Source organism: Bacillus sp. 196mf (genome assembly GCF_003217275.1).
Classification (GTDB): Bacteria; Bacillota; Bacilli; order Bacillales; family Bacillaceae_G; genus Bacillus_A; species Bacillus_A thuringiensis_S.
The window spans coordinates 1-23,250 of the sequence record NZ_QJTG01000011.1; the positions used below are offsets into that span (position 1 = coordinate 1).

Genomic DNA, 23,250 nt, shown 5'->3' on the forward strand with positions numbered 1-23,250 from the left:
AGGGGATAATTTACGTGGTGCTCCTGTTGATTGTCCCATGATTAAGCCATCTAATCCTTTTTCTTTATAAGCATTCACATAATTATAAATCGTTTTTTCAGAACGACCGATCATGTTCATAATTTCTTTTATAGAATAGCCTTGTACATAGAAATAGATCGTTTGATAACGTTCATACATGCGTTTATTTTTAGTCGTTTTCATTGCTACAAGTAGGTTCTCTTTTTCGTTTTGATGTGCATTTGTCATTTGGCTCCGCTCCATTTGTCGATAAGTGTTACGTATATATTTCGACAAATAGTAGCTGTAACCTTTTAATTCAACTTATATATTCGTTAATGAATAAAAGAAAATGCCACCTTATTCGGTGGCATTTCCTCATTTTACTGCATGAGCTTTTTGCATCTTTTTAATTAAACGAATTTGTCCACGATGATTGATTTCATCTTCAAAAACGTGAAACCACTTAAAATAGTTATTTGCTGGTTTGTCATACCAAAAGTCTGTCGTTTTAAATAACCATTCATCAGGTAACGATTGAAAAGTCTCGATTGTTTTGGAACGTACTTCTTGTAATGTATTTATGTAAAATTCTATAGCGTTTCCTTTTATTTTCTCACGTCCAAGATCGCCTAATTCAATGCCAGGTAACCAGCGTTCTAATTCAGCCTCCGTTGGTTCACGGTCTTCAAAAGTATGAATCTGGTAGTAAAATTCAATAGCGGCCATATGGTACAATAACATGCCAATTGAATTTGTGTCCTTATCATATAAATAATCAAGTTCCTCAATTGTTAAACCTTCCACCCCTTGCATTGTTGTATAGCGAGCGTAATTCATCATGGAAACAAGATTTGAAAATTCAGGCTGTAACCCATCTATCTTATCAATTACAAAATTCAATTTAAATTCCCCCTCTTAAACGATGACTCCAGAGAAAGAATTCTATGTGCAACGAAAAACTCCTTTAAAAAAGGTCGTGATTTCAACAAGGAATAACAATTAGTTCTCGATTTGATTTTGTAATAACTTCATATCCATCTTTTGTAATGACGATATCATCTTCAATTCTACAACCGCCCCAGTTCGGAATGTAAATACCAGGTTCAACTGTAACAACCATACCTTCTTCTAAAGTAGCCGTACTTTCTTGAGATAAGCGAAGAGGTTCATGTATTTCTAACCCAAGACCGTGCCCAGTAGAGTGGCCAAAGTATTGACCGTATCCATGTTCTGTAATGTAATCCCTCGTTATATCATCGATACTTTTCGCAGTTTCTCCAGGCTTAATCGCTTCAGTCCCACGTTTTAACGCTTCTCGTACAACATTGTATATTTTTTTGAATTCTTCCGATGGTTCCCCTATTGCTACAGTACGTGTTATATCGGAACAATATTCGTCGTAAAGTGCACCGAAGTCTAATGTAACGATATCCCCTCGTTCGATTATTTTATTTGATGCAACTCCATGGGGAAGTGAAGAACGAACGCCTGAGGCTACAATGATTTGGAATGAAGAAGATGTAGCCCCTTTTTTTCGCATGAAAAATTCTAATTCATCTCGTACAGCATTTTCACTTATTCCTGGTTTTAGAAACGTAAGAATGTGGTGAAATGCTTCGTCCGCGATATTAGCTGCAATTTTCATTGTTTCTATTTCAGGCGTGTCTTTAATGATACGAATATTTTCGATAATTTCGCACACTTGAATCATTTCCGCCTGTACGTATTTTTGCAAGTTTTTATATTGTTGCAATGTCATGTTGTTTTCTTCAATTCCAAGTTTTTGAATGTTTAATTTCGATACTTGATGTGCAATTTCTTTTTCTAAATTTCCTTTATGCATAATAATTTCAGCATCTTTTATTTGTGATTTCGCTTGATCTACATAGCGGAAATCAGTGATAAAAACAGCTTGATCGGCAGAGATTAAGACGACGCCAGCGCTACCTGTAAAGCCTGTTGCATATTGACGGTTTTCTTTCTTTGTAATAAGTAACCCGTCGATTCCGTAATTATGTAGTTGTTTTTGGATGTTAGTTATTCTTATATTCATTTTAATTCCTCCTTTTTACATTAATAAAGCAAGAATTGTGCCAATATATTTATTTAGAATAAAAGAGAAGAGGGTAGCTGTGTGTCAAAAAAACTAGACGGATGTAAAATAAATATATATAAAATTTTTACAGTAAGTTTTTATGTGAATGAACAATAATGTAAACTTGCAAACAAAATCTTTTTAATTTAAGTATTATATTTTTTGTATAAATAAATTAAAAAATTGGTATAATAAGGGATTGTTACGTTTTTTTGTAGGTAAAGAGATGTAACGAAAAAATTGGGTTAAGGAATGTGAATGTATGAAGAAATTAAGTAAAGTAATGTCATTTTGTTTGGCCGCTAGTATGCTTGTTATAACGGGGTGTGAAACAAGTGAAAACAAAGTTCAAGTGAATAAAATGATTGACCAGCTTGATGAAGCGCCAGAAGTGACAGAAAAAGAAGCAAAAAAGATTGTAAGAAAGAGTGTAGATGGAATAGCAAATGCGTTTAGTGAGATGGAAAAAGAAAATGGATGGAGCCGAAATAATCCTGGGGATTTAGAGACAGCTAAAAAAGGAGTTAAAGGATTGGTTTCAGAAAAGTTTGTAGAGAATCAGCTTCCTGAATTGCTTGCTAACTTTAATAGATCGAGAGAGACTGATATGTTACCATTCCCAAATTATTTTCAAACTGAAATAAGATTTTCTTCTTCACAAGATAAAGAAAATTTAACGGTACATACATTAAGTTTAGAAGATGAAATAGGTAATGCGGCCCAAGATTGGGAATTTCATTTGGTGTATAAAGAAGGGGAATGGTTAATGGATAAATGGTCATTCGTTTTTCCTGAAGATTTAAAACTTACAAAAGAAGAAGCAAATAGAATTTTAAAAATGCCAGACGATAAGAATGTGTCATTTGTAAGTGAAGAAAATAGTGGCGATAAGAAATACATATTCAAAGATAGTAACGGATTAATTACTGTAAATGCGAAAACATCTCTTATTTCATACAATGTAGATAAAAATAGGTATGAAAAGGTAACGAAAGAAAGAAATATTCAAGAAACAGAACAAGTACAGAGAAAGGATTCGAGTGCGTATACAGGCTCAAAAGAAGAGAAACAATCGCAAAAAGAATCTTCTTCAAAGATAGATAGAGCAAATGTTTTAAGTGAATTAGCTGCTATAGATAAACAAGAAAAACATACGAATGCTATGTCAACCAATGATATAGTAAATGAAATAGAAGGAAATTATGAACTGTGGGATAATAAACTAAATGAAATTTACAGTACATTAAAAAGTACGATGTCACCTGATGCGTTTCAGTCGTTAAAAACGAAACAAATTGCGTGGGTTAAAGAAAAAGAAAGTAAAGTTAAAGCAATTGGTACTGATACAAATAATGGAACGATGAGGCGTATAGAAGCTTCAGAAGAGAAATATAAGATGACAAAAGCAAGATGTTATGAATTAGTAAATGGGTATATGAACTAGTGTGAACGAATATAAAAAATGCGTTGCTTATAAGCAACGCATTTTTGTATTTACGCTTTTAATTTCATTACAATATCAGCATCTGGTGTTACATATACGGTTTGCTGATTGTCGTACGTAACAAAACCAAGTTTTGCACCACTCGGTTTTTTCACATGGCGTATTTTAGTGAAATCAACAGGTACAGAGCTAGACTCTTTCGCTTTACTGTAATAAGCGGCAATTTTGGCAGCTTCTAGTAAAGTTTCTTCAGCAGGCTCTAAAGAACGAATGACAACGTGAGAGCCAGGTATGTCTTTCGTATGTAACCAAATTTCATCACGGCGGGCAAACTTCGTTGTTAAATAATCATTTTGTTTATTGTTTTTACCAACGAAAATCTCTGTGCCATCACTTGCTAAATATTTATCTAATACTGGCTTAGTAGGCTTTTTCTTTGCGTTTTTCGTTTTGCGATTGCGCACATAACCTTCTTCAGCTAATTCCTCACGAATTTCTTCAATATCTTTTGAAGAAGCAGCTTCCATTTGTTGAAGTAAGCTATCAAAATAAAGAATTTCTTCATTGGTTTTTTCGATTTGTTCTTCTACAACAACAACTGAATTTTTTGCTTTTTGATACTTTTGGAAATAGCGTTGTGCATTTTCAGATGGTGTTTTTAAAGGATCTAATGTGATTTTTACAGTTCCGCCATTTTCATCGTAATAATTAACGACCTCAATATCTTTATCGCCTTTTTTCAAAGCGTACATATTAGCTGTAAGTAGCTCTCCAAATAGTTGATATTTATCTGCTTTTCCAGCATCTTGCAGTGTTTTTTCGAGTTTAATGAGTTTTTTCTCGTTTTTATTTTTTTCATTTTGCATAAAGCGTTCTAAATCATGAGCTTGTTGTTTTACACGATCGCGCTCTGCTTTTCCGAAAAAGAAACGATCAAGCAATTCACTAACAGATGAGAACGTCTTATCTTCTCCTTGCAAGTGTGCAAGAGGGAAAAGATAAAAGAATTCTTTCCCATTTGAAGTAGTCATCGCTGGTGAATATGTATGAGTTAATAATGGTTTTTGTATGGAGAAAAATGCATCCGCTAATGCTTTTTCATTTACCATACCAGCTTTTTTCACTACTTCTTTTGCGAATAACGGGGATATTCCCGTAAAGGTGCCGACAAGCTGTTTATCCATGTTTCCAGATAGAAAGTCTAGTGGTCTAATAAATTCATCATTTGTTTCAATCTGAAGTGGGTTAATTTTATGTTGTGCTGGTGGTGCAATATATTCAGCTCCAGCGTATACAGTACGATGGCGGTTTACCGCTAAAGATATGTGTTTTAAGCTATCTAAAATAACGTTTGTTTTCGTATCTACTAAGATAATGTTACTATGTCGGCCCATTATTTCGATTACTAATGTTTTTAATGATTCGTCTCCAATTTCATTCCGACTGCGAACTGTAATTTGAATAATACGTTCTAAGTCAATTTGTTCAATTTTTTCAATAAACCCACCTTCTAAATGTTTACGAAGAAGCATACAAAACATTGGCGGTATTGCTGGTGAATCGTAGTTTTGATTCGTTAAGTGCAGACGCGCATATGTAGGGTGAGACGAAAGAATTAGTTTTTGGTTCTTTCCGTTTGCTCGAATATGTAATAAAATCTCATACTTTGAAGGTTGGTATATTTTGGAAATTCTTCCTGTGTAAAGAGAATTTGCAATTTCATGTGTAATTGCTCTTGTAAATAATCCATCGAATGCCATAAATGAACACTCCTTTCTAACTAAAAGTTAATTATAGCATTTTTTTGGACGAGGCTGAATAAGCTTTCAATAGAGTATGTCTGGAATCAGGAGGTCGATGGCAGGATGAACTGGTATGGAATGCGGGCACATGAAGTGGAAGAAAGAACGAATACGAATGTAAAGGTTGGACTTACAGAGAAAGAAGCAGAAGGGCGCGTAAAGAAATTTGGTACTAATGAATTAGAAGAAGCAAAAAGGCCTTCTGCACTAATGGTATTTTTAGCACAGTTTAAAGATTTTATGGTACTCGTTTTGTTTGGAGCAACAGTTGTTTCTGCGTTTTTAGGTGAATACATTGATTCTATTGCTATTGTTGCCATTGTTATTATCAATGGTATTCTCGGATTTTTTCAAGAAAGAAAAGCTGAAAAATCATTGGAAGCTTTAAAGGAACTAGCCGCTCCACAAGTTACTGTAATGCGGAATGGAAAGTGGGTAAAAGCACCATCTAAAGCACTTGTTTTAGGTGATATTATTAAGTTTTCCAGTGGTGATCGTATTGGGGCTGATGTGCGTCTTGTTGAAGCATCAAGTTTATATATTGAAGAGTCTGCTTTGACAGGGGAGTCCGTACCTGTACAAAAGAAGGTAGAAGCATTGCAAGGGCAAGATGTTGCAATTGGTGATCAAAAAAATATGGCTTTTATGGGGACGATGATTACGCGAGGATCTGGTACAGGAGTCGTTGTAGCAACTGGTATGAATACAGCGATGGGGCAAATTGCAAATATGTTACAAAATGCAGAGCAAATGGAAACACCACTGCAAAGAAGGTTAGAACAGCTCGGAAAAATATTAATTATTGTGGCTCTTATTTTGACAGCACTCGTTGTATTAGCTGGTGTGTATCAAGGGAATGAAGTATATCATATGTTTTTAGCTGGTGTCTCTCTGGCTGTTGCGGCTATTCCAGAAGGGTTGCCGGCAATTGTTACAGTAGCTTTATCACTTGGTGTACAGCGTATGATAAAAAAGAGAGCAATTGTACGAAAGTTACCAGCCGTAGAAACGTTAGGTTGTGCTTCCGTTATATGTTCTGATAAAACGGGAACAATGACGCAAAATAAAATGATGGTAACACATATGTGGTCAGGCGGAGAATTGTGGAAAGTGACAGGGCAAGGATATGAACCTAATGGCTCTTTTATGAAAGGTGAAAAAGAAGTGAATCCAGCTAAGACAAAAGCACTTTATCAGCTACTTACATTTGGTTCACTATGTAACAATGCAAATATTATTCAAAAGAAAAAGGCGTACGTATTAGATGGAGATCCAACAGAGGGAGCGCTTGTAGCTGCAGCAATGAAAGCTGGGATAACACGTGAGGCATTGAAAGGGAAATTTGAAGTTATTCGTGAATTTCCATTTGATTCAACTCGAAAAATGATGAGTGTTATTGTACGAGATCGAGAGGGGAAAAAGTTTATTGTTACGAAGGGAGCACCGGATGTTCTTTTACAAATGAGCCAAACGATTTTATGGGGGGATAAGCAACAGCCGTTAAGTGAGCTATATAGAAAAGAAGTACAGGCGGCTATTCATAGTTTAGGTAGTCAAGCGCTTCGAACAATTGCAGTTGCGTTTAAACCTTTAAAAATAACGGATTCTATTGAACATGAAAGAGACGTTGAAAAAGATTTTATGTTAGTTGGGATACAAGGTATGATTGACCCACCAAGACCAGAAGTGGCGCAGGCGGTAAAAGAGTGTAAAGAAGCTGGTATTCGAACAGTAATGATTACAGGTGATCATAAAGTGACAGCAATGGCGATTGCTGAACAATTAGGAGTTTTGCCACCAGATGGACGCGTTGTTGAAGGAGTAGAACTCGCGAATATGGATGTGGAGGAATTAGAAAATGTTGTAGAAGATACGTATGTATTCGCTCGTGTATCACCTGAACATAAATTAAAAATTGTTAAGGCACTGCAAAATCAAGGGCATATAGTAGCGATGACAGGTGATGGAGTGAACGATGCTCCAGCTATAAAAACAGCGGATATTGGGATAGCGATGGGGATTACAGGGACAGATGTTGCAAAAGAAGCCTCTTCACTTGTTTTACTAGACGATAATTTTGCTACAATTAAGTCAGCGATTAAAGAAGGAAGAAATATATACGAGAACATACGTAAGTTCATCCGATATTTATTAGCATCAAATGTTGGAGAAATTTTAGTTATGTTATTTGCGATGTTACTTGCATTACCCCTGCCGATGGTTCCTATTCAAATTTTATGGGTGAACTTAGTTACTGATGGTTTACCAGCGATGGCATTAGGTTTGGATAAGGCTGAAGGAGATGTGATGAAGAGAACGCCGCGCCACCCGAAAGAAGGGGTATTCGCTAGAGGGCTTGCGTGGAAAATAATAAGTCGAGGTTTTTTAATTGGGGCAGTGACGTTAGTAGCGTTTATTATTGCGTATAACCAACATCCAAATGAACTGAAATATGCACAAACTGTAGCGTTCGCGACGTTGGTACTTGCTCAGCTTATTCATGTATTTGATTGTCGTAGTGAGCATTCTGTCTTTCATCGTAATCCATTTGGGAACGTGTATTTAGTAGGGGCGGTTATCATTTCATTACTACTCATGCTAGTGGTGATATATTATCCACCGTTACAACCGATTTTTAGCACAATGCCGATACAAGCAAGAGATTGGTTATTAATTGGAGGTTTGTCATCAATTCCGACTTTCTTACTAGTAGGTTCTTTATTAACAGGGAAAAAGGCGAAAAAGAAAAAGCCAATGTTATATAAGAAGGGATTAAACTTGAAATAGTCAATGTTATGAAAATGTGATATAATTTACAGAAGGTAGTAGAGCCTTGTCTCTATTACCTTTTTCATTGAGTTATTTTATGGCTTGGATGTGATAAAAATGATTTCTAGTATGACAGGGTTTGGAAGATCGAAAGTAGAAAGTGATACTTTTCAAATTACAGTAGAAATGAAATCGGTGAACCACCGTTTTTTAGAGATGAGTATTCGACTTCCTAAGCAAATGATGGTATTTGAGGACAAAATTCGTAAAATAATTGCACAGCAAGTTCGACGTGGACGCATTGAAGTGTCTATTAGTATAGCAGGTGAAGGACTTGTTGAAAGAAAATTAAGTGTGAATTGGTCACTTCTTGAGCAGTACCAATCGATGATGGAAGATATAAAAGGAAAGTTTCAATTACAAGATTCTATTACACTCGAGCAATTAATGGCAATGCCAGAAGTAACAGCAATTGAAGAAATAGAAAATGTAAATGAACATTTTGAGAACAGTTTATATGAGGCTGTTCGTCAAGCTGCTCATATGTTGAAAACGATGAGAGATGACGAAGGAGAACGATTACATAAAGATATAGCGTATCGTTTACAAGAGATTAGCAATTGTGTAAATGCAATTATTCCACATGCACCAATTGTTACACAAAAATATCGTGAACGATTAGAAAATCGCTTAAAAGAATTACATAATCAAGAGTTAGATGAACAAAGATTGCTAACAGAAGTCGCAATCTTTGCAGAGCGTTGTGATATTCATGAAGAGTTAGTTCGTTTGCAAAGTCATTTAGAGCAATTTCGTGAAACATTGCAGATTGAAGAGCCTGTTGGAAGGAAAATGGATTTCATCGTGCAAGAGATGCATAGAGAAATTAATACGATTGGTTCTAAGGCAAATGACTTAACAATTTCAAAATATGTTGTAGAAATGAAAAATAACCTTGAAAAAATTCGTGAACAAGTACAAAATATTGAGTAGCTTTCAAAAAATATATAAAGTTATACGTGGTGGAGAAATCGGATAGACTTACTAGGAGGCGCAAACTATGGCCATGCGGTTTTTAAATATTGGATACGGAAATATTGTATCTGCTCATCGAATTATTGCTATTGTAAGTCCGGAGTCAGCTCCTATTAAACGAACAGTACAAGAAGCACGCGAACATAATGCTTTGCTTGATGCTACGTATGGGAGAAAAACAAGGGCGGTTATTGTTATGGATGATGGGCATGTTGTATTAAGTCCAATTCAACCAGAGACGATTGCACATCGTTTGAATAATAAAGAAGATTTAAGTGAGGAAGGGTAGGTTTTACATATTTATGAGAAGTAGAAGAGGATTGCTCATCGTTCTTTCAGGGCCTTCTGGGGTTGGAAAAGGAACGGTTCGTAAAGAGCTGTTTAGCCATGAGGATACACGTTTTCAGTACTCTATTTCAGTAACGACACGTAAGCCGCGTGAAGGTGAAGTAGATGGTGTGGATTATTTCTTTAAAGAAAGAGAAGAATTTGAGGAAATGATTCGTAATGAAAGATTACTTGAGTGGGCTGAGTTCGTAGGTAATTATTACGGAACACCAATTGACTATGTTGAAAAAACATTACAAGAAGGAAAAGATGTATTCTTAGAAATTGAAGTGCAAGGAGCAATTCAAGTTAAGAAAGCTTTCCCAGAAGGTGTATTTATTTTCTTAGCACCTCCAAGTTTATCTGAACTAAAGAGCCGTATTGTCGGACGTGGTACAGAGACTGAAGATGTTATTGAAAATCGTTTAACTGTAGCGAAAGAAGAAATCGAGATGATGGACGCTTACGACTATGTAGTAGAAAACGATCAAGTTGAATTAGCTTGTGATAGAATTAAAGCGATTGTGGTTGGCGAACATTGCCGCCGCGAAAGGGTAGCAAAATATTATAAAGAAATGACGGAGGGTCTATAATTATGTTAAATCCATCAATTGACTCATTACTACAAAAAATCGATTCTAAGTACACATTAGTAACAGTGGCTGCAAAACGCGCACGTGAAATGCAACTTGCTAATAACTGTGTTGTAGAGCAACCTGTTTCTCATAAATGTGTAGGTAAAGCATTAGAAGAAATCGATGCAGAAGCATTAAGCTACGTACCAAGTGAAGATAAAGTAGCTGAATAAGCCTTTGCCTTCGACAAAATAAAACATAGACTTTATAATTTTCTATGTAACGGTAACAACCTATTTACAAGTAGGTTGTTATTTTTTTACGAAAGGAATGAAATATTGGTACTGACGAGCTGGGAATTCTATTTCAGTATTATAAGTTTGAAAAAGAAAGAGGACGAGTCATATGCTAAAAGGGAAAAAGATACTTCTATGTGTAACAGGAGGCATTGCGGTTTTTAAAGCAGCTGCGTTAACGAGTAAATTGACACAATCTGGCGCGATTGTAAAAGTAATGATGAGTGAGTCGGCAATGAAGTTTGTTACGCCTCTTACATTCCAAGCGCTTTCTCGCCATGATGTATATACGGATACGTTTGATGAGAAAGACTCGGCTGTTATTGCTCATATTGATTTAGCAGATTGGGCGGATGTTGTACTTGTCGCACCTGCTACTGCCAATTGTATTGGAAAGTTAGCTGGTGGTATTGCAGATGATATGATTACAACTACTCTGTTAGCTACTACAGCCCCGGTATGGATTGCGCCTGCTATGAATGTGCATATGTATGAAAATAAAATTGTTCAAAAAAATATGATGACATTGAAAACGCTAGGATATACATTTATTGAGCCTGGGGAAGGCTTTTTAGCATGTGGATATGTAGCGAAGGGACGACTAGAAGAACCTGAAGCGATTATTGCACGGTTAGAGGAAGCTTTCTCAGAACACAAACCATTGCAGGGAAAAAGAATATTAATAACTGCTGGCCCAACACGTGAAAAAGTTGATCCAGTTCGTTTTATGACGAATTTTTCTTCTGGAAAAATGGGGTATGCGATTGCAGAAGTGGCGGCGAATTTAGGCGCTGATGTTATACTCGTTTCAGGACCGACAGCATTAAATCCACCGTTACATGTAACGACAGTGCAAGTGGAATCTGCACAAGATATGTTAGAAGCAGTTCTTCAACATTATCAAAACGTAGACGTTGTCATTAAAACAGCAGCAGTTGCAGATTATCGTCCGAAATATGTTCATGATAATAAAATGAAAAAGCAAAATGGTGATGCTGTCATTGAACTCGAAAGAACGGTGGATATTTTAAAAACGTTAGGTCAGAAAAAGGATAAACAGTTACTTATCGGTTTTGCTGCTGAAACGACAAATGTAGAGGAATATGCAACGAAAAAACTACGTGAGAAAAATGCAGATATGATTGTCGCGAATGATGTAAAAGCGCAAGGAGCTGGATTTGGCACGGATACGAATATTGTAACAATGTATAGAAAAGATGGAAAAGTTATTGAGTTACCACTTTTACTGAAAAAAGAGGTAGCTCGTGAAATATTAAAGCAAATTGAAATGATGTTAGAAGATGATCGTTTATGAAATTTGCAAGTGTAATTGTTGATGTACCTGCCCGTCAGACAGATCGACCATTTGATTACATTATCCCTGAAAAATGGGAAGATATTGTACAGACAGGAATGCGTGTAGTAGTTCCGTTTGGGCCAAGGAAATTACAAGGTTTTATTATTGGGATTAAAGATTCGGTGGATGTAGAAAGTAAGAAGTTAAAGACAATCCATGAAATATTAGATGTAACACCGGTTTTAAATGATGAATTATTAAAGCTTGGATATTGGCTTACAAGTGAAACGTTATGCTACATGATTTCAGCTTTTCAAGTGATGCTTCCAACTGCGATAAAAGCAACGTATAAAAAACGTCTACAACTTTGTAAACAGGAAGAAATAGCATCTGAAATACTATATTTATTTCAGGATAAAGAAGCAATTGATTTTGAAGTAATCGAGCAGCAGCCACATTTATACCGGACTATTCAACAAGAAATTAAAAATGGTACGGTTGAAGTCGTTTATCAAGTGAAAGATAAAGTACAAAAGAAGAAGCAAAGAGTTGTTCAGCCGGAGTTGCCAGAAGATAAATTGGAATTAGCGGCATTTGAACTGAAAAGTAAAAAACAACAAGATGTACTTTATTATTTTGTGGAAAATTATAAAAGTGTACCGTTGAAAATAATTACAGAAGAGTTACAAATAACAGATGCTCCAATAAAAGCACTTGTTAAAAAGGGCTTCATTTCAGAAAAGTATGTGGAAGTATACCGAAATCCGTATGACGATGATGATTTTGAACAAACGAAACCATTTCCACTTACGGAGGAACAAAAACAAGTTATTACACCGATTTTATCATCAATTACAAATGAAACTTATAATCCATTTTTACTATATGGTGTTACAGGAAGTGGAAAGACAGAAGTATATTTACAATCTATAGCAGCAGTGCTTGAGAAAGGAAAAGAAGCTATCGTTCTTGTTCCTGAAATTGCACTAACGCCCCAAATGGTGGATCGTTTTAAAGGTAGGTTTGGCTCGCAAGTTGCAGTTCTTCATAGTGCGTTGTCTGTTGGAGAAAAGTATGACGAGTGGCGTAAGATTTTAAGAAAAGAAGTGAAAGTTGTAGTTGGTGCGCGTTCAGCCGTTTTTGCGCCTTTTGAGAATTTAGGGATTATTATTATTGATGAAGAGCATGAATCAAGTTACAAACAAGAAGATAATCCGAGGTATCATGCAAGAGATGTAGCTGTCTGGAGAGGGCAATATCATAAATGTCCTATCGTTCTTGGTAGTGCGACACCAACACTTGAATCGTTTGCAAGGGCGAAAAAAGGTGTTTATAAACTACTAACAATGGAAAGACGTATGAATGAACAAGCTTTACCAACGGTAGAGATTGTTGACATGCGAGAAGAACTTCGTGACGGGAATCGATCAATGTTTTCTAAGGCGCTGCATGAAAAAATAGCAGATCGATTAGAAAAGAAAGAACAAATGGTACTCTTTTTAAATAGAAGAGGTCATTCTACATTTGTTATGTGCCGTGATTGTGGGTATGTTGTACAATGTCCGCATTGTGATATTTCATTGACATATCATAAAATGAATCATCGTTTAAAATGTCATTATTGTAGTTACGAAGAGAATATGCCAACTGAGTGTCCAGCTTGTCAAAGTACATACATTCGTTTCTTTGGTACAGGTACACAAAAGGTAGAAGAAGAAATTACAAAACTATTTCCAGAGGCGCGAGTCATTCGAATGGATGTAGATACGACAAGTCGAAAAGGAATGCATGAAAAATTATTAAAGGCGTTTGGGGAAGAAAAAGCAGATATACTACTTGGAACACAAATGATTGCTAAAGGATTAGATTTTCCGAAAGTAACTCTTGTTGGGGTTTTAACTGCAGATACGATGCTTCACTTACCTGATTTTCGGGCAAGTGAAAAGACATATCAGTTATTGACGCAAGTAAGTGGACGAGCGGGTAGACATGAATTGCCAGGGGAAGTTGTGATTCAAACATATACGCCAGAACATTACAGTATAGAGTTAGCGAAGAACCAACAATATGATGTGTTTTTTGACCAAGAAATGCAAATGAGGCGAACAAGACAATATCCCCCATATTACTATGTTGTACTTGTAACTGTATCTCATCCTGAATTATTAAAAGCGGTGCAAGTGACGGAAAAAATTGCCTCGTATTTACGAACGCATTGCTCACAGCAAACAATGGTGTTAGGACCAGTTGCTTCAGCAATTCCAAGGATAAAAGATAGATATCGTTATCAATGCATGATAAAATACAAACGGGAACCAAACTTAAAGAACGTGCTCAAAATGGTAAATGAACATTATCAAGCAGAAATGCAAAAAGAGCTACAAATCTCAATTGATTTTAATCCAACAATGTTAATGTAGCGGAGGGAAATATGGCAGTTTTAGAAATAATCAAGCATCCAAATGAAGTGTTAGAAACACCATGCGAAAGAGTAATTAACTTTGATAAAAAGTTAGTGAAATTGTTGAAAGATATGCATGAAACAATGTTAATTGCGGACGGAGTCGGTTTAGCTGCGCCTCAAGTAGGTGTAAGCTTGCAAGTAGCGGTTGTTGATGTCGATGATGATACTGGGAAAATCGAGTTAATCAATCCATCAATATTAGAAAAACGTGGTGAACAAGTAGGTCCCGAAGGCTGTTTAAGCTTCCCGGGACTTTATGGTGAAGTAGAACGTGCCGATTATATTAAAGTAAGAGCGCAAAATCGCCGTGGGAAAGTATTTTTATTAGAAGCGGAAGGATTTTTAGCGCGTGCAATTCAACATGAAATCGATCATTTACACGGTGTTTTATTTACATCGAAAGTGACAAGATATTATGAAGAAAACGAACTAGAATAGGTGTTAAAAGGAGCGGTTTTTAAATGATAAAAGTAGTGTTTATGGGAACACCGGACTTTTCAGTGCCGGTGCTTCGTCGTCTTATTGAAGATGGCTATGAGGTAGTAGGTGTTGTGACGCAACCTGATCGTCCAGTAGGTAGAAAAAAAGTATTAACACCTACACCTGTTAAAGTTGAAGCGGAAAAACATGGTATCCCTGTGTTACAGCCGTTAAAAATTCGTGAAAAAGATGAATATGAAAAAGTATTGGCATTAGAGCCAGATTTAATTGTAACAGCTGCATTTGGTCAGATTGTACCAAATGAAATTTTAGAAGCACCGAAGTATGGATGTATTAATGTCCACGCTTCTTTACTTCCTGAACTTCGTGGTGGTGCACCAATTCATTATGCAATTATGGAAGGTAAAGAAAAAACTGGTATTACAATTATGTATATGGTAGAAAAATTGGATGCTGGTGATATCTTAACGCAAGTGGAAGTGGAAATTGAAGAGCGTGAAACGACAGGCTCATTATTTGATAAATTAAGTGAAGCTGGAGCACACCTTCTATCTAAAACAGTACCTTTATTAATTCAAGGTAAGTTAGAACCGATTAAACAAAACGAAGAAGAAGTAACGTTTGCTTACAATATAAAACGTGAACAAGAGAAAATTGATTGGACAAAAACAGGTGAGGAAGTATACAATCACATTCGCGGATTGAATCCATGGCCAGTTGCTTATACAACTTTAGCAGGACAAGTTGTTAAAGTATGGTGGGGAGAAAAAGTGCCTGTAACTGAACCGGCTGAAGCAGGTACGATTGTTGCAATCGAAGAAGATGGTTTTGTTGTAGCAACTAGTAATGAAACAGGTATTAAAATTACTGAATTGCAACCTTCTGGTAAAAAGCGTATGAGTTGTTCACAATTTTTACGTGGAACAAAACCTGAAATTGGAACGAAGTTAGGAGAAAATGCATGAGACAAAATGTTCGTGAATTAGCTCTTGATGGTTTAATTCAAGTGGAAAAAAGTGGTGCATATAGCAACTTACTTTTAAATAATCTAATTGAAAAAAGTGCAATTGATAGAAAAGATATTGGTTTATTAACTGAAATTGTATATGGAACGATTCAACGTCGTGACACATTAGATTATTATTTACAGCCTTTTTTAAAAAAGAAGGTTGAGGCGTGGGTAAGGGTATTGCTTCGCTTATCTTTATATCAAATGATTTATTTAGACCGAGTGCCAGAAAGAGCGGCTATTCATGAAGCGGTTGAGATTGCAAAGCGTCGCGGGCATAAAGGAATTGCTGGTATGGTGAACGGTGTATTACGTTCGATTCAGAGAGAAGGTGTACCTTCTGTAGATGAAATCAAGGATCCAGTAGAACGTCTTGCAATTGCGACGAGTCATCCAGTTTGGCTTGTACAAGAGTGGACTTCTGCATATGGCTTAGAAACTGCAGAGAAAATGTGCGAAGTAAACATGTTACCACCTGTACCAACAGCACGTGTGAATGTTGATAAGGTAACGGTAGAAGAAGCGATTGAGTTGTTGGCAAGTGAAGGTATAGAAGCAAAACGTGGTGACTTGTCAGATGATGCAATTCAGATTGAAAGAGGAAATGTAGCGCATACAGAAGCGTTTAAAAAAGGATTTCTTTCTATTCAAGATGAAAGTTCTATGCTTGTAGCACGCGCTTTAGAACCGAATACGGGAGATGCAGTTCTTGATAGTTGTGCTGCTCCAGGCGGAAAAACAACGCATATCGCGGAACGATTAAAGGGAACTGGTAAGGTCATGTCCCTTGATTTACATGCACACAAAGTACGTTTAATTAAACAGCAAGCAGAGCGACTTGGTCTAGAAAATGTTGAAACAAAAGCGCTAGATGCTAGAAAAGTGCAAGAGCACTTTGCAAATGAAACGTTTGATAAAATATTGGTAGATGCACCGTGTTCTGGATTTGGTGTAATTAGACGTAAGCCTGATATTAAGTTAGGAAAAGATAAAGGCGATAGTGAAAGATTATCGACGATTCAACTTGCGATACTAGAAAAAATAGCACCATTATTAAAACAAGGCGGTCGTCTTGTTTATAGTACGTGCACAATTGAGAAAATAGAAAATGAACAAGTAATAGATAAATTTTTAAAAGAACATCCTGAATTTGAATGGGATACTACGATAAAAGAACGTATGCCAGAAAAATTAAGTCCGTATATTAATGAAGGTCAAGTACAAATTTTACCGCATTATTTTGCAACGGATGGCTTTTATATTGCTTGTTTAAGGAAGAAGGTGTAGCATCATGGAAACAACTGTAAGAAAACAAAAGAAAAATGTAGAAACGAAGAAACCATCAATTTACTCTTTACAACTTCATGAAATGCAAGATTGGTTAAAGGAACAAGGAGAACCGAAGTTCCGCGCTGGACAAATTTTTGACTGGCTATATAAAAAACGTGTAAAAAATTATGAGGATATGTCAAACCTTTCTAAAGGATTGCGTGATAAATTGTCGAATTCCTTTGATATTACTACTTTAAACACGTTAGTAAAACAAACGTCTTCAGATGGAACGATTAAATTCTTATTCCAATTATATGACGGATATTCTATTGAAACGGTATTAATGCGACATGAATATGGAAATTCCATTTGTGTAACAACGCAAGTTGGTTGTCGTATTGGATGTACGTTCTGTGCTTCGACACTTGGTGGACTAAAACGAAACCTAGAAGCTGGAGAAATCGTAGCGCAAGTAGTAGAAGTTCAGCGTGCGCTTGATGAAACAGAAGAACGTGTAAGTTCTCTTGTTGTTATGGGAATTGGAGAACCATTTGATAACTACGATAATTTAATGGGATTCTTACGCATCACTAACCATGAAAAAGGACTTCATATTGGTGCTAGACATATGACTGTTTCGACGAGTGGAATTATCCCGAAAATTTATAAGTTTGCTGAAGAAGAACTACAAATTAATTTTGCGATTTCATTGCATGCTCCAAACTCAGAATTACGTTCAAAGTTAATGCCGATTAACCGTGCTTATAAATTACCGGATTTAATGGAAGCTATTAAATACTATGTAAATAGAACAGGGCGCCGTATTACTTTTGAATATGGATTATTTGGAGGAGAAAATGACCAAGTTGAGCACGCTGAAGAGCTTGCTGCGCTCTTAAAAGGTGTAAAATGTCATGTAAACTTAATCCCGGTAAACTACGTACCTGAACGTGATTATGTACGTACACCACGTGAGCAAATTTTCTTGTTCGAGAAAACGTTAAAAGATCGTGGAGTGAATGTAACGATTCGCCGTGAACAAGGTCATGATATTGACGCAGCCTGCGGTCAGTTGCGTGCGAAGGAGCGCAAAGAAGAGACGAGGTGACGAGATGAAAGCCGTATTTCTATCGGATAAAGGAAAAGTTCGTCAACATAATGAAGATAGTGCAGGAGTTTTTCACAATTTAGATGGAAATGTTTTAGCGGTAGTAGCAGATGGAATGGGAGGTCATCGAGCTGGTGATGTAGCTAGCTCGATGGCCATTCAATTATTCCATGATTATTGGAAGCAAACGCATAATATGAATGAACCGAAAAAAGTAGAACAATGGTTACATACTAGTGTTGGGATTATTAATGAGCGCATATATGAATACGCTCAGCAAAATGTAGAATGTAATGGTATGGGAACAACGCTTATAATAGCTGTTTGTACACCAAGTTTTGTGACGATAGGGCATATAGGAGATAGTCGTTGCTATATGGTATCAGAAGGAGAAATGACGCTTGTAACGGAAGATCATTCGCTTGTAAATGAGCTTGTGAGACATGGTGAAATTTCAAAGGAAGATGCAGAGTATCATCCGAAAAAGAATGTGTTATTAAGAGCGCTAGGAACAGAAGAAAAAGTTGGATTAGATGTTAAAACGTTGGTGCTTGAGGAAGATGATCAATTACTTCTTTGCTCTGATGGGTTATCAAACAAAGTTTCTATTGATGATATGCAACAAATTTTACAGTTAAATGAACAGCTTGAAGGTAAAGGGCAGCGTCTCATTCAATTGGCGAATGATCGCGGTGGAGAAGATAATATCACACTTGTTCTTATTGATTATGCGGGTTCGACAAACGAAAGTAGGTGAAGTGCAACGTGCTGATTGGAAAACGCTTAAATGACCGTTATAAGCTGCTGAAAATGATTGGTGGTGGCGGAATGGCCAATGTATATTTAGCTCATGATGATATACTTGGCCGAGATGTAGCGGTAAAAATATTAAGACTCGACTACTCAAATAACGAAGAGTTTATTAAACGTTTCCATCGAGAAGCGCAGTCTGTTACAACGTTGTCGCATCCAAATATTGTGAATATGTATGATGTCGGAGAAGAAGATGGTATATATTATCTTGTCATGGAATATGTACCCGGGCAAACATTGAAGCAATACATAATTGAGCGAGGTATGTTACCTATAGGAGAAGCTCTTGATATTATGGAGCAGTTAACATCCGCCATGGCACACGCCCATCATTTTGAAATTGTGCATCGTGATATAAAGCCGCACAATATTTTAATTCGAGCTGATGGAATAATAAAAGTAACAGATTTTGGAATTGCGACAGCTACAAGTGCAACAACAATTACACATACAAATTCAGTACTGGGCTCAGTCCATTATTTATCACCAGAACAGGCACGTGGCGGGATAGCAAATAAACAATCGGATATTTATTCTCTTGGAATAGTTATGTTTGAATTGTTAACAGGAAGACAACCGTTTTCTGGCGAATCTGCTGTTGCTATAGCTTTAAAACATTTACAAAGTGAAATCCCATCACCAAAAAGATGGAATGAAAATATTCCGCAAAGTGTTGAAAATATTATATTAAAGGCAACTGCAAAAGATCCTTTCCATCGATATCAATCTGCCAATGCGATGAAGCGAGATATTGAAACTGCGCTATATCCAGAGAGGATAAATGAGCAACCATTTTACATACCAGAAGATATGGAAGCGACGAAAGCGATTCCGATTATTCAACAAGAACAATTATTTGAAAATGTAAGTGATGAAACGATTGTTTTAAAAGGGAGTAAGGTGGAAGAACCGATAAGAGCAGAAGCAGCTGAGTTAGATAAGAAGAAAAAACGGAGTAACAAGTGGCTTAAAGTTTTAATTTCAACATTTTTATTTTTAGCAATAGGAATAACATTAGCGCTTACGGTTATTCCAGGATTATTTATTCCGAAAGATGTGAAAGTTCCTGATGTGGCTGGTATGAAATACACGACAGCTGTAAATACGTTAGTAGAAAAGGGCTTTGAGGTGACGGAGCCTAATATTGTATATACAGATGATATTGAAGTTGGGGATGTAATAAAAACGGAACCTGTAGCAGGAAGAGTCGTAAAAGAAAACGCTAAAATTACTATCTATCAATCAGGTGGAAAAAAGAAAAGTAAGATGGCGAATTTCACAGGGAAAAACTTTGAGAGTGTAAAAGCTGAGTTAGAAGAAAAATATAAACAAGTTACAGTAAATTATATTGAAAATGATAAGCCGAAAGGTGAAATTGTAGAGCAAATTCCGACGCCTGATCAAATGGTTATAGAAGCGGAGCAAGAACTGAAAATCTGGGTAAGTAAAGGTCCTTATCAAATTAGACCAGGTGACTTTTCGGGGTGGACTGAAAATAGTGTAACTGGTTATTTGAATGAGAGAAAACTAACGTCAGATATAAAACGAGAGTATTCAGATTCAGTCGAAAAAGGACTTGTAATTTCGCAATTTCCAAAACCAGGTACACCATTAAAAGAGGGAGATAAAGTAACTATTATTATCTCTGATGGTCAAAAGCCTAAAGTGACTAAAACGGTAAAAGTGGACAATATCTCTATCCCATATGAGCCTGCTGTAACAGGTGAAAAAAAGCCGCAAACAATAGAAATTTATAAAGAAGACATGCAGCAAAAAATGGATAGACCGGTTGAAACGAGAACAATTACTGAATCAGCGACTATTTCTTTAGAATTTGTAATTCAAGAAGGTTCAAAGGGACACTATAAAATTGTACGAGATGGAGTAACGATTATTGATAAAGAAGTACCATATCCAACTCAATAATAGTGAAAGTCTACTTATTATTATTATTATTATTATTATTATTGCCTGTTATGCTGTCTACAAAGTGGACGGTATAGCAGGCAAAAATATATGATTCAAAAAGCTAGTAAAGTGATGCAGCTGTAAATATTTTTTTGCATTTAATGGGAAATTTAATGTATATTAGCGAAAGTATATATGGTAGGTTTTGAAATCGTTATTTGGAAAATTTAAATCCATTCATTTTTAAATTCAGCATCACCTTATACAAAAAAAGGAGAATTCTATGCCAGAAGGAAAAATTATAAAAGCTTTAAGTGGGTTTTATTACGTGCAGCATGAAGAAGGGGTTACGCAATGTCGTGGGCGAGGTGTATTTAGAAAAAATAAAATTACACCACTTGTAGGAGACCAAGTTGTTTTTCAGGCAGATAATCCAACTGAAGGTTATGTGCTTGAAGTGTTTGATCGAAAAAATGAACTTGTTAGACCTCCTATTGCTAATGTCGATCAAGCGATCCTTGTGTTCTCTGCAGTAGAACCAGATTTTAATCCTGGACTGTTAGATCGATTTTTAGTGCTGATTGAATATCATAACATTAAGCCAATTATTTGTATTAGCAAGATGGATTTAGTAGATGAAAAGATGAAAGCAACTGTTGAAGCTTATGCGAATGATTATCGTGAGATGGGTTATGATGTTTTATTTACTTCTATTAATACGTCAGAAAGTATTGATATATTAAAACCATACTTAGAAAATTGTGTTTCTGTCGTTGCGGGTCAATCTGGTGTTGGGAAATCTTCAATGCTTAATGTGCTACGTCCAGAATTAGAGCTGAAAACAAATGATATTTCCTCCCATTTAGGACGCGGGAAGCATACGACAAGACACGTAGAATTAATTGCAATTGGGAGTGGACTAGTAGCAGATACACCGGGTTTTAGTTCACTAGATTTCATTGATATAGAAGTAGAAGATCTTACATATTGTTTTCCAGAGTTGAAAGAAGCGAGCCAATACTGTAAATTTAGAGGGTGTACACATCTTTCTGAACCGAAATGTGCAGTGAAAGCTGCGGTTGAAGAAGGGAAGATTACAGAATATCGCTATAAGAACTATAAACAATTCGTAGAAGAAATTAGAGAGAGAAAGCCGAGGTATTAGTTATGATTAAAATTGCACCATCGATTTTATCAGCAGATTTTTCAAAATTAGGGGAAGAGATTAAAGATGTAGAAAAGGGCGGAGCGGATTACATTCACGTTGATGTAATGGATGGACATTTCGTACCAAATATTACGATTGGACCATTAATTGTAGAAGCTATCCGTCCAATTACATCATTACCATTAGATGTACATTTAATGATTGAAAATCCTGATAACTATATCCCGACTTTCGCACAAGCGGGAGCGGATATTATTACTGTTCACGTAGAGGCGTGTCCACATCTGCATCGTACAATTCAGTTAATTAAATCTCACGGTATTAAAGCGGGTGTTGTATTAAATCCACATACGCCAGTTTCAGTGATTGAGCATGTATTAGAAGATATAGATATGGTATTACTTATGACAGTAAACCCTGGATTTGGTGGACAGAAGTTTATCCATTCTGTATTACCGAAAATTAAACAAGTTGCAGACATGGTGAAAGAGCGCAATCTAGAAGTAGAAATTGAAGTTGATGGTGGTGTAAATGCTGAAACAGCAAGACTTTGTGTGGAAGCAGGAGCAAATGTACTTGTAGCTGGATCAGCAGTATACAATCAAAAAGACCGCGGTGAAGCAATTCGCGTAATTCGTGGGTAGTGATGAACTTTTATCCTAGTAAGGTATTCATAGGATAGGGTAAAAATATGTAAAAAGGCAATCTACCGAATGGCAGATTGCCTTTTTACAATGGAAGGGGAAGAAAAAATGATTATTCATATTTTGGCAGGAGGACCTTCGGAATATTGCGCAGATTTTGCTCGATATGAGAATGAGGAAGTAGTGTGGGCTGCGGTTGATAGGGGAGTATACCGTCTATTAAAGAAAGGGATTACCCCGGCTGTTGCGTTTGGAGATTACGATTCAGTTACTGAAGAAGAATTAGTATGGATGGGACAGCAAACGAACGAATTACATATTGTTCCGCGGGAAAAAGATCAAACGGATTTAGAAATTGCAATCAACTGGGCATTAGGACAGAAGCCGGCACTAATTCGTATTTTTGGTGCTACCGGTGGAAGACTTGATCACGGTTTGGCAAATATACAAATGCTTTTAAAAGGGTTAGAAGTAGAGATAGAAATGTGTATTGTGGACAATAAAAATGAAATAACAGTTAAAAAAGTGGGTACACATATAATTGAAGAAAATAAAAATTTTCCTTATGTATCTTTTGTACCAGTTACTGAAATAGTGGAAGGGATTACATTGTTTGGTTTTAAGTACCCTCTTACTAATAAAACAATAGAGTGGGGATCAACACTTTGTATTAGTAACGAACTCGTTGAGGAAAAAGGTACTTTTTCATTTACTTCTGGCATATTAATGTTGATAAGAAGCACTGATTGAAGAAACAATTTTGCTCCTTACATCATATAG

General features: G+C 36.2%; 21 protein-coding genes. 17 read left to right on the forward strand and 4 right to left on the reverse strand.

Features of this window, described 5'->3' with window-relative positions; translation table 11 throughout:
• From ATL10_RS16395 to ATL10_RS16405, 3 genes are all read right to left on the reverse strand, one after another.
• Positions 1 to 249, reverse strand: a 249-nt coding sequence (locus tag ATL10_RS16395; RefSeq protein ID WP_181419329.1) for a terminase gpP N-terminus-related DNA-binding protein, incomplete at its 3' end; no start/stop codon positions are given.
• A 129-nt stretch (positions 250 to 378) separates the two neighbouring features.
• The gene (locus tag ATL10_RS16400; protein WP_001012043.1) at positions 379 to 903 is read right to left on the reverse strand and encodes a DinB family protein; all 525 of its coding nucleotides are present in this window, start codon (positions 901 to 903) and stop codon (positions 379 to 381) included.
• An 82-nt stretch (positions 904 to 985) separates the two neighbouring features.
• A complete protein-coding gene (locus tag ATL10_RS16405; protein ID WP_110497164.1) occupies positions 986 to 2,056 on the reverse strand; it encodes a M24 family metallopeptidase in 1,071 nt (356 codons plus the stop codon).
• Positions 2,057 to 2,360: 304 nt separating this feature from the next.
• On the opposite strand from ATL10_RS16405, the gene ATL10_RS16410 reads away from it, so the two are divergent.
• Complete coding sequence (locus tag ATL10_RS16410; RefSeq protein ID WP_000736524.1) at positions 2,361 to 3,542, forward strand: lysozyme inhibitor LprI family protein; 1,182 nt, start codon at positions 2,361 to 2,363, stop codon at positions 3,540 to 3,542.
• A gap of 50 nt (positions 3,543 to 3,592) precedes the next feature.
• Here ATL10_RS16410 and ATL10_RS16415 read toward each other — a convergent pair whose 3' ends face one another.
• On the reverse strand, positions 3,593 to 5,302 hold the full coding sequence (locus tag ATL10_RS16415) for an Rqc2 family fibronectin-binding protein (protein ID WP_000863271.1): 1,710 nt from the start codon (positions 5,300 to 5,302) through the stop codon (positions 3,593 to 3,595).
• A 105-nt stretch (positions 5,303 to 5,407) separates the two neighbouring features.
• Here ATL10_RS16415 and ATL10_RS16420 point away from each other — a divergent pair, with 105 nt between their 5' ends.
• The 16 genes from ATL10_RS16420 (at position 5,408) to ATL10_RS16495 (ending at position 23,220) form a co-directional block, all read left to right on the forward strand.
• Complete coding sequence (locus ATL10_RS16420) at positions 5,408 to 8,131, forward strand: calcium-translocating P-type ATPase, SERCA-type (protein WP_097924682.1); 2,724 nt, start codon at positions 5,408 to 5,410, stop codon at positions 8,129 to 8,131.
• A 99-nt stretch (positions 8,132 to 8,230) separates the two neighbouring features.
• A complete protein-coding gene (locus tag ATL10_RS16425; protein ID WP_000625865.1) occupies positions 8,231 to 9,106 on the forward strand; it encodes a YicC/YloC family endoribonuclease in 876 nt (291 codons plus the stop codon).
• 67 nt (positions 9,107 to 9,173) lie between these two features.
• Positions 9,174 to 9,437: an extracellular matrix/biofilm regulator RemA gene (gene remA / locus ATL10_RS16430; protein ID WP_001251456.1), complete on the forward strand. Its 264-nt coding sequence runs from the start codon at positions 9,174 to 9,176 to the stop codon at positions 9,435 to 9,437.
• A 13-nt stretch (positions 9,438 to 9,450) separates the two neighbouring features.
• Entirely contained in the window at positions 9,451 to 10,068 is a 618-nt protein-coding gene (gmk, locus tag ATL10_RS16435; RefSeq protein WP_001257742.1) for a guanylate kinase, read from the forward strand.
• Positions 10,069 to 10,070: 2 nt separating this feature from the next.
• Positions 10,071 to 10,283, forward strand: coding sequence for a DNA-directed RNA polymerase subunit omega (gene rpoZ, locus ATL10_RS16440; protein ID WP_000933961.1), 213 nt, complete (start codon positions 10,071 to 10,073; stop codon positions 10,281 to 10,283).
• Between the two features lie 172 nt (positions 10,284 to 10,455).
• Positions 10,456 to 11,661, forward strand: coding sequence for a bifunctional phosphopantothenoylcysteine decarboxylase/phosphopantothenate--cysteine ligase CoaBC (coaBC, locus tag ATL10_RS16445; RefSeq protein ID WP_000911748.1), 1,206 nt, complete (start codon positions 10,456 to 10,458; stop codon positions 11,659 to 11,661).
• Positions 11,658 to 14,063: a primosomal protein N' gene (gene priA / locus ATL10_RS16450; protein ID WP_090977185.1), complete on the forward strand. Its 2,406-nt coding sequence runs from the start codon at positions 11,658 to 11,660 to the stop codon at positions 14,061 to 14,063. The genes coaBC and priA overlap by 4 nt, the downstream gene beginning before the upstream one ends.
• A gap of 11 nt (positions 14,064 to 14,074) precedes the next feature.
• The gene (gene def, locus ATL10_RS16455) at positions 14,075 to 14,545 is read left to right on the forward strand and encodes a peptide deformylase (protein ID WP_000279455.1); all 471 of its coding nucleotides are present in this window, start codon (positions 14,075 to 14,077) and stop codon (positions 14,543 to 14,545) included.
• Between the two features lie 23 nt (positions 14,546 to 14,568).
• Positions 14,569 to 15,513: a methionyl-tRNA formyltransferase gene (gene fmt / locus ATL10_RS16460; RefSeq protein WP_090977186.1), complete on the forward strand. Its 945-nt coding sequence runs from the start codon at positions 14,569 to 14,571 to the stop codon at positions 15,511 to 15,513.
• Positions 15,510 to 16,844 carry a 16S rRNA (cytosine(967)-C(5))-methyltransferase RsmB gene (gene rsmB / locus ATL10_RS16465; RefSeq protein ID WP_001249664.1) on the forward strand — a complete coding sequence of 445 codons (1,335 nt, stop codon included), beginning with the start codon at positions 15,510 to 15,512 and terminating at the stop codon, positions 16,842 to 16,844. Before fmt ends, rsmB begins: the two co-directional genes overlap by 4 nt.
• A gap of 4 nt (positions 16,845 to 16,848) precedes the next feature.
• Positions 16,849 to 17,937 carry a dual-specificity RNA methyltransferase RlmN gene (gene rlmN / locus ATL10_RS16470; RefSeq protein WP_000450550.1) on the forward strand — a complete coding sequence of 363 codons (1,089 nt, stop codon included), beginning with the start codon at positions 16,849 to 16,851 and terminating at the stop codon, positions 17,935 to 17,937.
• 4 nt (positions 17,938 to 17,941) lie between these two features.
• Positions 17,942 to 18,694 carry a Stp1/IreP family PP2C-type Ser/Thr phosphatase gene (locus tag ATL10_RS16475; RefSeq protein WP_000648708.1) on the forward strand — a complete coding sequence of 251 codons (753 nt, stop codon included), beginning with the start codon at positions 17,942 to 17,944 and terminating at the stop codon, positions 18,692 to 18,694.
• Positions 18,695 to 18,702: 8 nt separating this feature from the next.
• Positions 18,703 to 20,676, forward strand: a complete 1,974-nt coding sequence (pknB, locus tag ATL10_RS16480; protein ID WP_000904744.1) for a Stk1 family PASTA domain-containing Ser/Thr kinase — start codon at positions 18,703 to 18,705, stop codon at positions 20,674 to 20,676.
• A gap of 265 nt (positions 20,677 to 20,941) precedes the next feature.
• Positions 20,942 to 21,823 carry a ribosome small subunit-dependent GTPase A gene (gene rsgA, locus ATL10_RS16485; RefSeq protein ID WP_001113932.1) on the forward strand — a complete coding sequence of 294 codons (882 nt, stop codon included), beginning with the start codon at positions 20,942 to 20,944 and terminating at the stop codon, positions 21,821 to 21,823.
• Positions 21,824 to 21,825: 2 nt separating this feature from the next.
• Positions 21,826 to 22,470: a ribulose-phosphate 3-epimerase gene (rpe, locus tag ATL10_RS16490; RefSeq protein WP_000589974.1), complete on the forward strand. Its 645-nt coding sequence runs from the start codon at positions 21,826 to 21,828 to the stop codon at positions 22,468 to 22,470.
• Positions 22,471 to 22,539: 69 nt separating this feature from the next.
• Positions 22,540 to 23,220: a thiamine diphosphokinase gene (locus tag ATL10_RS16495; RefSeq protein WP_000752665.1), complete on the forward strand. Its 681-nt coding sequence runs from the start codon at positions 22,540 to 22,542 to the stop codon at positions 23,218 to 23,220.
• The last annotated feature ends 30 nt before the right edge of the window (positions 23,221 to 23,250 follow it).